Source organism: Paenibacillus sp. Soil522 (assembly GCF_001428245.1).
GTDB lineage: Bacteria > Bacillota > Bacilli > Paenibacillales > Paenibacillaceae > Pristimantibacillus.
This window is the reverse complement of sequence record NZ_LMRV01000024.1, coordinates 143,605-158,134: the sequence shown is the minus strand read 5'-3', so window position 1 is coordinate 158,134 and position 14,530 is coordinate 143,605. Positions and strand designations below refer to the sequence as shown.

Below are 14,530 nucleotides of genomic sequence, written 5' to 3'. Positions count from 1 at the left end.
GAAGTTTTTCTGGAATTTATCGCCATAAAGAACGTATCTGTAAGTATCCTAATCCATTTTCTCATCATCCGGTTGCTGGTTGTCTCCGAACGTTCGCTGAACGTTATCGACCATCTCCTCTACCGCACCGCTGACCAAATCCAAAGGGCTGGATTTCTCATTGTCCTTGGGCGTGTTGACTCCTGCTACAGTATTGGAGGTTTCGTTATATATTTCCTTATATTCATCATGGTCTGGTGTTTCCTCACTCATATGACTCACCACCTTTATCGTAACGGTATGGCCCTATTTTACCCCAAACTACTGTATTAAAAACGGGCATACTAATTGCTCAAACGATTACGGTTTATTGGCTTTCCATATATATCTGTATTCTTTAATACTTAGTTTACCGTTAATCATGTTCTCTTCAATCTTCATTTCTAATTCCTTACTTAATGAAGGGTCAGTATAGTCTGGATTGCCGGGCATTCCTGAAATAAACTTTGCAAATTCAGTCTCATTTGGAAAATAGATAACAGCGCTATTGAACTCTTCAATTTGAATATTTATAAATCCATTATTATGTAATCTTTCTTTAACGGTTGTCAAAGCTCCGGTGTGTATTCCGAATACCGTGCCACCGGAGCAAAGTATTCGACTATGATTTATAATAGATGTTGGTCCTCGTCTGTCATAAATGAAATCAAATTGCCCGTTACTAAAAGGCAAATCAGCCTTAGTCGTAGCGTATATAAAATCTACATTATTCACTTTACTATCTTGCTTAATTGATTCAGCGATTTTAATCATTTCAATTGAATTGTCAAATCCTATAATCGATTTAGCATGTCGTGACATCTTTATTGTGAAATCCCCATGCCCGCACCCTGCATCTAAAACTGAATCAAATGCAGGCAGCATACCCGCTAGTCTTTCTTCATATATTTGCTCTGCGGACACTCCATCGATTGTAAATACGGCATTGCTTCGATATCCGCCATTTCTTCTAGCGATCATATCGTACCACTCTACTCCCATGAATCAATCCTCCAAATTGTCAACGATCTCTTTTGCAAAGCTCCATAACACAATATCATAATTTGGTTATTGATGGAATGAAAGCAAATACTAGTTTCCAGCCTAATTCTTGCGACCAAAAATAAGAGGAGCTGCGCAAGCGCACTCCTCATTAATCGTTCTACTTCAAACGTAAGCTATACATTTTTTCGGGAGACACCTGCTTGGATAAACAGAAGATCATAAGTGGCGGCGACGCCTCCCGGTATGCTGAACTTATTCTCATACTCCTTATACATGCCGGCGAACAGCTGTCGCGTGCTGAGGCCGCGCAGAACTGCCGCTTCTGAAGTGCTCGCTCCTACCGCTTTTACCGAGTGAAGAAAATCTCTTGCGGTAGCGTATTTTTCCGTTTGAATCGAATTTTCAAATTGGATTGTGGAGAAGCCTGCTTCCTGAAGCAAGCTTTGCCACTCGCCCGATGATTGAAACGACAGCCCGTGCCGCTGAGGTTCAATTCCGCTGGCTCTATAAACCGCATTAAATGCTTCATGAAGCTCACGAAACGTATCTGGACCGAAGGTTGTGAACACCAGTAAGCCTTCAGCACGAAGCAGCCGCCGAAGTTTCCCTAGCGTTTCGCTCGGACGGCTCAGCCATTGAAAGCAAGCGTTAGCGACGATGATATCAAACGATTCTGCCGAAGCATCGGACGCCCACTTCTCAACATCCGCAAGCAAAAAGCGAACCCGGGACGAGCTGCTGCCGCATTCGTTAGATGCCTTGACACGCTGCTCAGCAACCTCTATCATTGCAGGCGCAATGTCAAGCGCAGTAATGGACGCGCCTGGCCAATCGTTAACCAGCATTTCGGTTAACGTCCCCGTACCACAGCCGATCTCAACAATGTTTAGCTTCGTTGTTTCTCCGTGATCCATAGCCTTTAATAATTTTTTTGCAAGATTGTCCGCCATGATGCGCTGCACGTGGGCATGCCTATCATACGAGCCGGCTGCACTCCGGTTAAATTGTCGTCGAATAGCGTTTTTCCTGCTGCTCAAGCCACCATCTCCTCAACGCTTCAGCTATGTACGCTTCCCGTCCTACAAACGGTGCGTGACCGCAGCCGGTTAATGATACCAGCTCCGCATGCGGCAAAAGCGACTCCAGTTCTTCCGCAGCGCCGATAGGACAAATATTATCCTCGGTTCCGTGAATAAGAAGAGCCGGGCACTCCATTTCCGTCAGCAAGGAGAGGCAGTCCTCGCTTCGTAAAATCTGAAGACCGGCGATTAGCGCCGGGGTTGTCCAGCTTCCTGCCGGCGGAAGACTTGCACCGAGGCCAGCTTCCCATTCCGTTTCTGTAATCACGCTCTGCCGAAATTTGGTTTCTGCTTCCTGTCGGTCTTTCATCAGGCTTTTGATCATTTGCCTGACATGGGTATCCGGCCAGCCGCGGTCCTTCTGTTCTTTTGGACGGGTAAACCTGGCAGTCCCCGCGAGCAGCAAAAGACCGTCCGCTCCCGCTTTTTCTGCGAGTCTAAGTGCCAGCAGCGCTCCAAGCGACCAGCCTGCGATCAATAGCGGACCTTTGGAAGTCTCTCCTGCATGCGGCGATAGATCATCTCTTGCAGCCCGTTCGGTCAGCTTTAGCATTTCCTCTGGCGTATCTGCCGTGCCGTAATAATCGACAGTAATATGATGAAATTCCGGTAACAATGAATGAAGCCGGTCGAAGACTGTATTCGGAAAGCTCCATCCGGTTAGCCACAAGATGGTACCGGATTTCTCCTGCTGATTTGTGAAACAATCTCCTGAAAAATGAGCCGATACCGTCATGGACTCACCACTCCCAGCCGAAGCCCGATATGATGAATTCGGACGACAGCATCGTTCAGTTCCTTTTCGGTATGAGCAGCAGATAAGGAGAAGCGAATTCTCGCTGTTCCCTCAGGAACAGTAGGCGGCCGGATGGCCACCGCTGCAATACCTTCGCCTTCGAGCTCTTTACTGAAACGAAGGGCCAAATCGTTATCGCCGATGATCACCGGTACGATAGGAGAGTCCCCGGAACCAACGTCAAAGCCTGCCGCAAATAACGAGGATCGGAACAATTGGCCAGCAGAAAGGAGCCGCTCGCGGCGCCAATGATCGGCTTGTACCAAGGCTAATGACGCTGAAATACCGGCTATAAATGAAGGCGGCAGCGCCGTTGAATAGATGAGCGGCCTTGCCTTGTTGATTAGCCAGCGAATTAATGTTCGGCTGCCGCACACATATGCGCCGTAAACACCGAATGATTTGCTGAACGTTCCCATATGCACATCCACCTCGTTCTGCAGACCAAGCTCATGGCATAATCCCTCGCCCCGTTCACCGTAAATCCCCCCGCTGTGCGCCTCGTCCACCATCAGCATCGCTCCGTACTCATGTTTGAGCGAAACGAGCTCGCGCAGGCGTGCCTGGTCACCGTCCATTGAGAAGATAGCATCCGTGACAATCAGCTTGCGTCGTTTATCACGGTGCTTGTGCAGCAATACCTTCAAATGCTCCATATCGTTATGCCGGTACCTTGCATGCTCTGCGCGGCTAAGTATAATGCCGTCCACAATGCTCGCATGGTTTAGCTGATCGCTGAAAACCACATCGCCTCGACCCGCGAGCGCTTGAATAACACCGGAATTAGCCATATAGCCGTTTGCAAAAACAAGCGCCGCTTCACTATTCTGCCACGCTGCCAGCGCTTCTTCGAGACGGCCATAAGGCGGCCGGTTGCCGGTCACCAGGCGTGAAGCGCCGGAGCCTCCCCCTTCGGTAAGCAGCGTTTCGCGAATCGCTTCAATAATCGCGGGATGCTGCGCAAGCCCAAGGTAGTCATTGGAAGCCAGATTCAGCAGCACTCGCCCTCCGCGCACCGTATAACCAGGACAATCCGGAACCGGGCCACTGTCACACAAGAAGCGTTCCAACGATGCGTCAGCCAATTGCTCAAGTTCTTTTTCCATCCAGTTCATGGTCACTACCGCCTCTTAAAGGGCATTTAATTCAATCTCAAATCCCAAATCTTCGATCATAAGATGATCAGACGAAATGTCTTGGCCCGCAGTCGTTAAATAATCGCCTACAAAAAGTGAATTTGCGGCGTACAGCGACAAAGGCTGCAGCGTACGAAGATTGACCTCGCGGCCGCCCGCGACACGAATCTCTTTAGACGGGCAGATGAACCGGAACAGCGCCAGAACCTTCAATGCTTTCATAGCCGGCGTGCGGCCTGCATTTTCCAAAGGAGTCCCTGGAATCGCATTCAGGAAATTCATCGGAATCGAATCCGCATCGAGCTCACGGAGGGCGAAAGCCATTTCAACGATTTCTTGATTCGTTTCACCCATACCGATAATAACGCCGGAGCAAGGGGACATGCCGTATGTTTTCACCTTCTCCACTGTTTCAACACGCTGGTCGTATGTATGAGTTGTAGTGATAGACGGGTAGTTCGCTTTGCTTGTGTTCAAGTTGTGATTGTAACGGTGTACGCCGGCTTCCGCTAAACGTTCGGCTTGACCGTCCTTCAAGATGCCCAAACAAGCACAAATTTTGAGCGGCATGGTGTCACGGATTTCTTTAACCGCATCCACTACTTGATCCAGCTCCTTCTCAGTCGGGCCTTTCCCGGCCGCTACAATGCAATAAGTCCCTGCTTTGCGTGCCATAGCCTCGCGCGCTCCTGCAAGCAGCGTATCTTTGTCGAGCAAAGTATACTTTTGAACCGGCGCCGTCGATACGATAGATTGCGAGCAGTAGCCGCAGTCTTCGGGGCACAAGCCGCTCTTTGCGTTGATGATCATGTTCAGCTTCACTTTTTTACCGTAAAAATGCTTTCGCACTTGAAAAGCGGCCTGCATCAGCGGAAGCACCTCATCGTTGTCCGCTTCAAGCACGGCAAGCCCTTCTTCAACCGTTAAGCTTTCGCCATTAAGCGCTTTTTGAGAAAGCGCAGACCATTCCAACTTTGCTGCATTTGTACTCATCATCCATCATCCTCCTAAGATTGAACTGCTAATGTCTGTTTGATCGTTGTTAATTGGATCATTTCTCGAACCGTGTCGATCAACGTTTCCGTATTCGTTTCGTCATGCAAGCGCGGAAACCGTCCGAGAAACGTTATGCCGCTATATCGCTCAATCAGCTCTGCGTTCGTTGCGATGCTCGGGTCGTCATGTATTTCGGCCGATTCGCCGTCGTTTAATATAAAGCCTATGATCGGAATGTTGTACTGCCGCAGAAACGACACGGTAAGAAGCGTGTGATTAATCGTGCCGAGTCCAGATCGGGCTACGATCAGAGCCGGTAAACGGAGCTCCGAGATCAAGTCCGCCACAAGGGCATCGTCGGTCAGCGGAACCGCGACGCCCCCTGCCCCTTCGATGAGCAGTGTTTCGTACCGGTTCATTAACGGTTCACCAGCGGTAACAATTTCCTGCATGGTTAAAGTTAACCCCGCCTGCTTGGCGGCGAGCAGCGGAGTAAGAGGAGCGGCAAATGTATATGGAGCCACCGCCTCGGCCCGCTCATTTATTCCGGTGTATTGCAGCAGACGTTCTGCGTCAGAAGCTCCACTGCCAAGAAGCGTGCCGGACTGCACGGGCTTCCAGACGCCGGCATTCAGCCCCTGTGCGCGAAGGGCAGCGGCAAGAGCTGCCGTAACGACGGTTTTCCCGACACCGGTGTCCGTACCTGTCACAAATAATCCGCGTATCTGATTCATTTCATCAAGCCGCCTTCAGTGACGCTAACAATCGATTCCGCCAAAATATCCGTCATGGCATCAAGCTCAGCTTCTGTACTGGCAAGCGGAGGAATGAACACGACGACATTGCCAAGCGGCCTCGTAAGCATGCCAAGCTCCCTCGCCCTTTGGCTCGTGCGTACGCCGATTCGTTCTGCCCAATCGTAAGGCTCGCGCGAAACCTTATCGCGCACGAGCTCGATGCCGATCATCAGCCCCTGCTGCCGGATTTCGCCGACATGCGGACGATCCTTAAGCGCTGCAAGCTTTTGCGCTACAAATGACGCCTTCGCTTGCACTCCTTCAACCATGCTGCGCTCTTCAAACAGCTTCAAGCTGGCCAAAGCTACGGCACAGCCAAGCGGATTGCCCGTAAAGGAATGACCGTGGAAAAATGTTTTCTGCTCGCGGTAATCGGCATAAAACGCGTCGTACACCTCATCCGTCGCAAGCGTTGCTGCCACAGGCAAATAGCCGCCCGTAAGGCCTTTTCCGATTACCATCAGATCAGGTGCAACGTCCTCGAGATCGCAAGCGAACATAGCGCCTGTCCGACCGAAGCCAGTCGCTACCTCGTCAGCGATGAGCAGTACGTTATACTCGCGGCACAGCGCAGCCATCTCGCGTAAACAGCCCTGCGGCATTACAATGATGCCGCTGGCCCCTTGCACAATCGGCTCTACGATGAGTGCAGCGATCTCATCTGACCGCGTCTCAAGAAGATGACGCAATGCCGTTAGTGTTTCTTTCTTCGCTTCAGCGGCACCGCCTTCATGGCGATAAGCATACGGATAAGGAATAACGTGGGATGGAAAAAGCATGGGACGGAACACGTCATGATAGAGCGGAATAGCTCCTACGCTGACCGCACCGATCGTATCCCCATGGTACGCTTGCTTCATTGTGATGAACGTCGTTTTACCTCTTACCCCGCGATTGTGCCAATATTGAAATGCCATTTTGATCGCAATCTCGACGCCGGTTGCTCCGGAATCGGAGTAAAAAACTTTATGTAAGCCTTTTGGAGCGATCCCCGCCAGCTTCTCCGCAAGCTCAATTGCCGGTACATTGGCCATCCCGAGCAAAGTAGTGTGGGCGACCCGTTCCAGCTGGTCCGTTATCGCTTGATTCAACTCCGGCACGTTATGCCCGTGTACATTGAGCCAAACGGATGAGAAGCCGTCATAATAAGCTCTTCCCTGGACGTCATAAAGCCGGACGCCTTCGCCCCGTTCGATGATGAGCGGATCAGCGTCATTATAGTCTTTCATTTGCGTAAAAGGATGCCATAAGTGAGCCTTATTAAGTGCAGCAAGCCGTTCGTATTGCGGTGTCATAAACTATCACCATCCGTTAATCATTTCGATTGTTAACCAAGTTTCTAATGTAATGGTTAACAATTGAATGTAGCCATTCTAGCAGACCAGGCCTAGCGGTGTAAAGAGCCAGCCCGCATCTCACATGTTATTTAAGCCAGCGTCTCCCACTTTGCCCACATTTCCTGAGGATTCAATTCGTAAATGTCATTCTCTCTAAACATGAATTGATGCATAATGAATTCCCGGCGTATCGTGGCAAAGTCGTCATGGAAGCCTCTTATAAACTCGTTTATTTCCTTTTCCGTATACCGCTGGCCTCTCGAAAGCTGCGACACGATATGCTGGAGCGCGATCAGCTTTTTCTTATGCTGAGCCGGCATATGCTTCAACTTTCCTTCTGCCGTAAAGAAATTTTTGATGACAGAATCCTTCAAGCGCTTGCGGCTTTCCTCCATACTTTCCGCCTCCCCGTCTATTCCCGCATTCCGATAAATGAGCTGCTCTGTGGCACTGGCATTGCTTTTAATAAAATAGTGGTTCAGCGAAAAATAAATGGTATTCTTGTCTCTGCGCTCATTAATTAAGCTAGCTTCCCTTAATTTAGTCGCATGATGCGTAATCGTAGCAGGCGTAACGCCTAATTTCTCTGCCAGCACCTGCCCGTTAAGCTCGCCATCAGCCAGCATGATCATTATTTTGATTCTCGTTGTATCTGCTAGCGCCTTGTGATACGCCACAACCTTATCCAACTGCATGCTATTGCCTCCTTCTTCAGAAATTGATTTAAAGTTTATCTAATTAGATGTAAGTTAAATTAGATGATAATGCAGCGCCATCGATTTGTCAATTAATGAAATACCGGAACCATAACTGACAGGCTGATCACCTGTCAGTTATAGACTAATAGCAAAGTACGATGTCTATTTCTATAAATCATTAATTCTCCGAATACAAATTGTCTTCGTCAGCTATGCTTTGAATGTCCTCCGAGCTGATGCTTATGTAGCCGTAGCCGTCTGCCTGCTGCCTCTTTAAAGCCTTCTCTTTGAAAAACCTCGGGCTGCCCTCACCGGCATCCTCGTCGTAAACGAGCAGAATGCCGTCCGTCTTGCGGAACAACAGCTCGTCCCGCGCCGTAAACTGCCAAATCCCGTTATATGGCTGGTTGCTGACCGCGGCATAATAATCGACCCCATTTAACACCTGCTGATAAAATTCCTTTTTATCGTCCTTCCACTTTTCTTCCGGGTTGCTGTAAGCCGTAATAATCGAAAGCTTAAGATGAGGATATATTTCCTTGAGTGCGATGGCGACCTCGCAGGCCCACAGATCAACGCCATACTGGCCTGGGGTAATGATCCATTCGAGTCCGTCTTCTATGAGCGGAATCAGCTTGCCGGTCAACGCTTTTTTAATATAAATGATGCCCTCATGCTTCTGGCTGAAAATATTAAGCTCATGCGCGCGATAGCCTGTAACGAGTAGATTTTTCATTTGTTCAACGCCTTTTCGAATAATTAAGGTTTACATCTCTCCAGTGTATGCTATAGTAGAAAAAATACAATTTTAATAATTACCTAATAATTTCACTAGGGGAGTTTAACGGCTGAGATGGGGCGCATAGATGCTCCGGACCCTTGGAACCTGATCTGGATCATTCCAGCGGAGGGAAGTGGAGCAGAAGCTTTCATTCATGTGCGCAAGCCTTGTTGAACGTTAGACCCTTCATGACCCTTCATTTCCCTTCGGAAATGGGCGGGTCTTTATTTGTTATAACGCAAAATACGATTGAAGGAGATAATGAGATGAAAATATATAAAGCGTTAACGATTGCAGGCTCAGATAGCGGCGGCGGCGCAGGTATTCAAGCCGATCTGAAAACCTTTCAAGAGCTCGGCACATATGGCATGTCCGTCATAACCGCGGTTACTGCCCAGAATACGCTTGGCGTTCAAGGCGTCTATCCCATGGAGGCGGCGGCCATTAGAAGGCAGCTTGAATCGATTGGCGAGGACCTGGAGCCTTCCGCTCTAAAGACGGGCATGCTGTTTAACGGAGAAACCATAGAGATCGTGGCCGCCAAAATAAAACAGTATAAGTGGCAGAACCTGATCATTGATCCTGTCATGGTAGCCAAAGGAGGCTCTTCTCTGCTTCAGCAGGAAGCCATTCAATCGCTCATCAAGCATTTGCTGCCGCTCGCGCTCGTGACTACGCCTAACATTCCGGAGGCAGAGCTGCTCGCGAGGATGCCTATCCGTACGCTCAGCAACCGGGAGGAAGCAGCCAAAATCTTGTATCAAATGGGCTCCCGTTATATCGTCATTAAGGGCGGTCATGATACGGGCAGCGAACGGCTTGTCGACCTCATTTATGATGGGGAGCGATTCGACTATTTAGAAAGCAAGCGCATCGATACCCGCCATACTCATGGTACCGGGTGCACCTTCTCGGCCGCGTTAACTGCCCTAATCGCGCAAGGAAATTCAGTACCGGATGCGATTAGAACGGCCAAAGCCTTCATTCAAGCTGCCATTGAAGATCAGCTCGGGTTCGGCGGCGGCCATGGGCCTACGAATCATTTTGCGTATCAGCGCAGGCTGCGCGGCGGGATCCATGACTAGATCAACATGCCCTCTCCGGTACGATTCCAAAGCTCGTTAACGATGCCGCCATGCTGCAAAGCAGTACGTTAAGCCGGATAGCGGCCTAGACTTTAGACGGGCAAAAAAAGGACACCTGCGGCAGGTGTCCCTTTTTATCATCGATGCAGCTTTGATCGTTATCTAGCGATTATCCACTTTCTCCGGGTAGAGATCATGATTCATGAGGCGATGCTCCGCTATTTGCTCGTATTTGGTGCCCGGCTGCCCCCAGTTGCAATAAGGGTCGATGGAAATGCCGCCGCGAGGCGTGAACTTGCCCCATACTTCAATATATTTCGGGTTCATGAGCGCAATCAAATCATTCATAATGATATTCATGCAATCCTCGTGGAAATCGCCGTGATTTCGGAAGCTGAACAGATACAGCTTAAGCGACTTGCTCTCTACCATTTTCGGACCGGGAATGTAAGAAATATAAATAGTCGCAAAGTCCGGCTGCCCCGTCATCGGACAAAGGCTTGTAAACTCCGGACAATTAAACTTTACGAAATAGTCCCGGTTCGGATGCTTATTATCAAACGCCTCCAAAATTTCCGGCGAATAGTTGAACAAGTATTTCGTTCCTTGATTGCCGAGCAGCGTCACGCCGTTCAGCTCTTCCTTGCTTCTTCCTTCCATGCCTTGTTCGCCCCTCCTGCTATGTTTTTATTAGACACCCTTCTTATTGCCCCATACCCAGGTATGAAGCTGCGGGAGCACGTGAACCCGATTCAATTCAGGATTCGGCATAACCTGCCCGATCAGCCATTCATAGCGCTCCACCAAATACGGAAGCATAAGCCGCGGCTCCGTTTCCTGCAAATTGCCGTTGCCCGCCTGCAAATAAAACGCAACATGCGGATAGCGCTGATGAACACGGGTCGCGTAAACGAGATCCCCGTCATCGAATACGACTGTCTTCAGGCTAAATCGTGTTGCCCGATCGCCCAGCTTGGCTACGATATCGTCGAGTACCGTCCAATCCGTCTCCATCCCGGAGCTTGGCGGCTTAGGCGATAAAGTCAGCTCGTCAATCGACCAAAACCAATCCTGCCAGCGGCTGCCTTGCGTCTCTAGAGCGACGCTTATGCCCCGCACATGAAGCTCTTCAATTAATTCGCCCAGCTGGGGCAGCAGCGCGGGATTGCCGCCGGAAATAGTCACATGCTCAAATGCTTTGCCGCCGATTTCCAGTAATTGCTCTATAATTTCATTCGCCGTCAGCATGCGAATATCTGCTTTGGCGCTGCCGTCCCAAGTAAATGCCGAATCGCACCAGGAGCAGCTGTAGTCGCAGCCTGCGGTACGGACGAACATCGTTTTCCGGCCAATAACCATGCCTTCCCCTTGTACGGTCGGTCCGAACACTTCCATAACGGGAATTCGTTTGTTAGTTTGCATCCAATCCCGCCGCCTTTCGCTTAGGACGGTAGATACAATAACTCGTTGGCGTTTCACGAAGATAAACCTGAACGCATTGCGGACGGTTCACCGTTCCGTCCAAATAGCGCTGAACGATCTCATAGATCGTGCGCGCCACCACTTCCGTCGTGGGGAAACGGTCGGGCTCCGCATCACTGAAGCTCTCCTTGTCGTCATTGAGCAAGGTATGATCGAACCGATCATGAATAAGCTGCTTTATAATGGAAAAATTGACAAGAAAGCCGGCGGTATCGAGCTCATCTCCGGCAATCGTTACGTTCGCATAATACGTATGCCCATGTAGCCGGCGGCATTTGCCGGCTTCCTCCACCGGTACAAAGTGAGCGGCCGCGAACTGAAAATCCTTATTCAGCTCATAGCAATAGTCGTGTACAGCTGACGGATAGATCTGCTGCAGCATTATCGCTTCACTCCCCGGATGCCCTTGGCTAAATAATCGTCCAGCCCCTTTTTGCGAAGCTTACATGCCGGGCATTCTCCGCAGCCATCGGCAATCATGCCGTTATAGCAGGTTAATGTCTTCTCCCGCACAAATTCGAAGGCGCCGAGCGAATCGGCCAGCTCCCATGTCTCCGCTTTGTTCAGCCACATGAGCGGCGTATCGATAACAAACGGATAATCCATTGATAAATTCAAAGTCACGTTCAGCGATTTCACGAATATATCCCGGCAATCCGGATAGCCGCTAAAGTCCGTCTCGCAAACGCCCGTCACGATATGCTTCGCTCCCAGCTGCTTGGCAAGCACGGCAGCGAAGGATAGGAATAATAGATTTCGCCCGTCTACAAAGGTTGAGGGAAGCTCCCCCTCTTTTTGTTCAATTGCAATCTCATCCCTGGTGAGCGCATTAGGCGCCAATTGATTAAGCAGGGACATGTCGAGTATATGATGTTTAATAGTAAGCTCTTTAGCAATATCCGCCGCGCATTCAAGCTCGAGCTTATGCCGCTGTCCATAGTTGAACGTAACGGCTTCAACCTCCGAGAAGCGCTCCATTGCCCAAAACAAGCATGTCGTGCTATCCTGTCCGCCGCTGAATACGACGACCGCTTTTTCTTTTTTCATGCTGCATCTCCCTCTCTGGTTTGAGAAGACAGAGATCGCCTGACATCCTCCATTTGAAGCTAAAAAACCAAAGAAACGGCGCGAAGCAGTAAGAGCCTGTTCGCGCCGAACGCAAAAACGACGATGTCACCTCTCGGGACAATCGTTTCGCATAGTTTTTTATAGAGGGAGTTCGCGAACCTCTCCCGGCCGCCGTTCATGTCATTTGACAAGGCTCCGGAATTTCTTCTTTAGTTACTTATTCTCTAGTACTATAGCACAGCTCCCGCCGATTGGAAACAGACAGTATTTTACGGAAACGCATCTTGCCGGTAATCCTTATTCAGCAGCCTCTTCCAGCTCCGCGAGCGTCTGTAGGACATGCTCGATCAGCACGGGAATGTCCTCCATTTGCTCCTCGTTAATTTTACGGTTAAAGCCCAGCTCAATTCTATTGGAATAGATAGGCGCTTCCGCACCAAATAAGTAGCTGATCGTTTGGGTCGGCGCCAAGTCCGGCTCCCAGATCCGCTTCACGATTTGCTCGACCTGCCCGCATTGCTCGGCGACCTTGTTCACCTGCATATAGAAGCGCAGCCGCAGCGCGCAAGCCGGCGCTTCCCCCTTCAGCTCCAATATTTCAGCCGCCAAGTCCTTCAGCGACGCGGCGAGCTGTATTTCTGCGGAAACCTTCGAGCGTCCGGCCAGCGTGAATTGAAGCGCAAACTCGCGGGACATAACAGCAAGCTCCAATCGGTCAATCCGATTAATAATATCCAGCCTCCGGTCGAGCGTATCCAAATCATAAAGCTGATTCTCAAATGCTACCTTCAAGTTTTCAAAAACGGTTGGATCAAACATGCGGTTTCCCTCGCTTTAGTTGCTATGTAAGTTGAATGAAAAACAGAATAGGTGCCATCCTCAACATCCCATATGATAACATAATCATGGCTATCTTAGTTATTCATCATTTACGCTAAGATGACTAATGCATCGATTATAGAAAGAGACCAGCCTTCATTCCGGCTAGTCTCTCTATTTCAAACCAAATCAGCTGGCGGGCTTTTGTTTTTTTAACTAAAGCCCTTTTAAATACAATAGAAGCGGCGACAATCCGAGCTCGCGCACCCCTTCTGCAACCAAACCGGCCATTTGGATGCCGCCCAGCTCTTGAAAGTGCGTATCATCCTGAGCGCCATCCGGAAAATGAATAAACTCGCCGGGGTATGCCCACATGAACAACGCCTTCGAGGGCTCGTCGCCCAATTGCTCGTACAACGCTTTGCTCTTTGCCGCCAAATCGATAAGCGGTACGTCCAGCTCCGCTGCCAGCTGCTTCATGCCCAGCAAATAATCGCCATGCGTATCGATAATCCGCCCTTGTCCGTCAAACTTGCGGCGGTGCATCGGCGTGATGAGTACAGGCCGTGCTCCGCGTGCCCGGGCTTCCTCCACATAAACGGCCAGCTTCTCCTTATAGCTTCCGAATGGCTCCGTAGCCCGTTCCGCGTCCGGTTTCTCGTCATTATGCCCGAATTGGATCCACAAATAGTCGTTCGGCTTAATTTGCTCCAATATGGCTGCGAGCCTGCCTTCATCGATGAAGCTTCTCGAGCTTCTGCCCGACATCGCATGATTATCAATTGCCACATCCGTCTTAAAATATAAAGGCAGCATTTGTCCCCAGCCCGCATACGGAAACGTTTCCTGATCAGTCACCGTCGAGTCTCCAGCCAAATAAATGGTCGTCGCTTGATTCGCCTCGTCAATTTGAAGCGAATTAATACGCGGGGCGATGCCTGAGAAGGCAAGCCGCAAACGCCCATCCGTCACTTTGACCGTAAAGCTGTGCACCGCGTACTGTCCCTCCGAGGTAACCGCCTTATGAAGAACCATGCGGCCTGCGCCATATTTTAATGTCGTAGCAGTCGGAGCAATCGCATCGCCAATCGTCGCTGTTACCGTATAACAGCCATTTGGCAGATCGACCGTAAACACAGCATCCAGCGGTATGCAGAATGCGCCGCGCAGACGATCGGTCTCATCGCGATTGCGCGAGCTGACGCGCTCATTTGACTCGAAGCCGTAGCCCGGCACCTCGCTGTAAACCGTGCCGGGCAGCACTTGTATATAAGGAGAAGGCGGCGCACTGCCGATTCCAAAATCGAACTTGAACGAAACAGTCATGAAAACACCATCCTATACGTGATTTGTCCTATTCGTAGAATAACAAATTACGGCAGGATAGGAAGTTAATAATTCGGCTATTTTGTTCAATTTTCCGACCTGCTGCG

Annotated in this window: 17 protein-coding genes and 2 riboswitches; of the genes, 1 reads left to right on the top strand and 16 read right to left on the bottom strand. The window is 49.9% G+C overall.

Features of this window, described 5'->3' with window-relative positions:
• Positions 1-48 precede the first annotated feature (48 nt).
• The 10 genes from ASG81_RS04580 to ASG81_RS04535 all read right to left on the bottom strand — a co-directional run bounded on the left by ASG81_RS04580 (position 49) and on the right by ASG81_RS04535 (position 8,598).
• On the bottom strand, positions 49-252 hold the full coding sequence (locus ASG81_RS04580) for a hypothetical protein (RefSeq protein WP_056629672.1): 204 nt from the start codon (positions 250-252) through the stop codon (positions 49-51).
• Positions 253-339: 87 nt separating this feature from the next.
• Entirely contained in the window at positions 340-1,020 is a 681-nt protein-coding gene (locus ASG81_RS04575; protein ID WP_056629670.1) for a class I SAM-dependent methyltransferase, read from the bottom strand.
• 176 nt (positions 1,021-1,196) lie between these two features.
• On the bottom strand, positions 1,197-2,060 hold the full coding sequence (gene bioC, locus ASG81_RS04570) for a malonyl-ACP O-methyltransferase BioC (protein WP_056629668.1): 864 nt from the start codon (positions 2,058-2,060) through the stop codon (positions 1,197-1,199).
• Positions 2,023-2,838: an alpha/beta fold hydrolase gene (locus ASG81_RS04565; RefSeq protein ID WP_056629665.1), complete on the bottom strand. Its 816-nt coding sequence runs from the start codon at positions 2,836-2,838 to the stop codon at positions 2,023-2,025. Before ASG81_RS04565 ends, bioC begins: the two co-directional genes overlap by 38 nt.
• Complete coding sequence (gene bioF / locus ASG81_RS04560) at positions 2,835-4,013, bottom strand: 8-amino-7-oxononanoate synthase (protein WP_056629664.1); 1,179 nt, start codon at positions 4,011-4,013, stop codon at positions 2,835-2,837. The genes ASG81_RS04565 and bioF overlap by 4 nt, the downstream gene beginning before the upstream one ends.
• Positions 4,014-4,028: 15 nt before the next feature.
• The gene (bioB, locus tag ASG81_RS04555; RefSeq protein ID WP_056629736.1) at positions 4,029-5,027 is read right to left on the bottom strand and encodes a biotin synthase BioB; all 999 of its coding nucleotides are present in this window, start codon (positions 5,025-5,027) and stop codon (positions 4,029-4,031) included.
• Positions 5,028-5,041: 14 nt separating this feature from the next.
• Positions 5,042-5,764, bottom strand: a complete 723-nt coding sequence (bioD, locus tag ASG81_RS04550) for a dethiobiotin synthase (RefSeq protein ID WP_056629662.1) — start codon at positions 5,762-5,764, stop codon at positions 5,042-5,044.
• Positions 5,761-7,122 carry an adenosylmethionine--8-amino-7-oxononanoate transaminase gene (bioA, locus tag ASG81_RS04545; RefSeq protein ID WP_056629660.1) on the bottom strand — a complete coding sequence of 454 codons (1,362 nt, stop codon included), beginning with the start codon at positions 7,120-7,122 and terminating at the stop codon, positions 5,761-5,763. The genes bioD and bioA overlap by 4 nt, the downstream gene beginning before the upstream one ends.
• Positions 7,123-7,253: 131 nt before the next feature.
• Complete coding sequence (locus ASG81_RS04540) at positions 7,254-7,859, bottom strand: DUF2087 domain-containing protein (protein WP_056629658.1); 606 nt, start codon at positions 7,857-7,859, stop codon at positions 7,254-7,256.
• A 181-nt stretch (positions 7,860-8,040) separates the two neighbouring features.
• Entirely contained in the window at positions 8,041-8,598 is a 558-nt protein-coding gene (locus ASG81_RS04535; RefSeq protein ID WP_056629656.1) for a DUF1273 domain-containing protein, read from the bottom strand.
• A gap of 87 nt (positions 8,599-8,685) precedes the next feature.
• Positions 8,686-8,792: riboswitch (TPP riboswitch) on the top strand.
• A 117-nt stretch (positions 8,793-8,909) separates the two neighbouring features.
• Here ASG81_RS04535 and thiD point away from each other — a divergent pair.
• The gene (gene thiD, locus ASG81_RS04530) at positions 8,910-9,728 is read left to right on the top strand and encodes a bifunctional hydroxymethylpyrimidine kinase/phosphomethylpyrimidine kinase (RefSeq protein WP_056629653.1); all 819 of its coding nucleotides are present in this window, start codon (positions 8,910-8,912) and stop codon (positions 9,726-9,728) included.
• Positions 9,729-9,890: 162 nt separating this feature from the next.
• On the opposite strand, the gene queF is transcribed toward thiD, so the two are convergent.
• The 6 genes from queF to ASG81_RS04500 all read right to left on the bottom strand — a co-directional run bounded on the left by queF (position 9,891) and on the right by ASG81_RS04500 (position 14,423).
• A complete protein-coding gene (gene queF / locus ASG81_RS04525) occupies positions 9,891-10,388 on the bottom strand; it encodes a preQ(1) synthase (protein WP_056629651.1) in 498 nt (165 codons plus the stop codon).
• A 30-nt stretch (positions 10,389-10,418) separates the two neighbouring features.
• Positions 10,419-11,150, bottom strand: a complete 732-nt coding sequence (queE, locus tag ASG81_RS04520; protein ID WP_056629649.1) for a 7-carboxy-7-deazaguanine synthase QueE — start codon at positions 11,148-11,150, stop codon at positions 10,419-10,421.
• Complete coding sequence (gene queD, locus ASG81_RS04515) at positions 11,140-11,592, bottom strand: 6-carboxytetrahydropterin synthase QueD (RefSeq protein WP_056629647.1); 453 nt, start codon at positions 11,590-11,592, stop codon at positions 11,140-11,142. Before queD ends, queE begins: the two co-directional genes overlap by 11 nt.
• Positions 11,592-12,257, bottom strand: coding sequence for a 7-cyano-7-deazaguanine synthase QueC (queC, locus tag ASG81_RS04510; RefSeq protein ID WP_056629645.1), 666 nt, complete (start codon positions 12,255-12,257; stop codon positions 11,592-11,594). The genes queD and queC overlap by 1 nt, the downstream gene beginning before the upstream one ends.
• 145 nt (positions 12,258-12,402) lie before the next feature.
• Positions 12,403-12,446: riboswitch (PreQ1 riboswitch) on the bottom strand.
• Positions 12,447-12,575: 129 nt separating this feature from the next.
• Positions 12,576-13,097 (bottom strand): hypothetical protein, encoded by a 522-nt coding sequence (locus ASG81_RS04505; protein ID WP_056629643.1) that lies wholly within the window; start codon positions 13,095-13,097, stop codon positions 12,576-12,578.
• Positions 13,098-13,313: 216 nt separating this feature from the next.
• Complete coding sequence (locus tag ASG81_RS04500) at positions 13,314-14,423, bottom strand: rhamnogalacturonan acetylesterase (RefSeq protein WP_056629641.1); 1,110 nt, start codon at positions 14,421-14,423, stop codon at positions 13,314-13,316.
• Between the last annotated feature and the right edge of the window lie 107 nt (positions 14,424-14,530).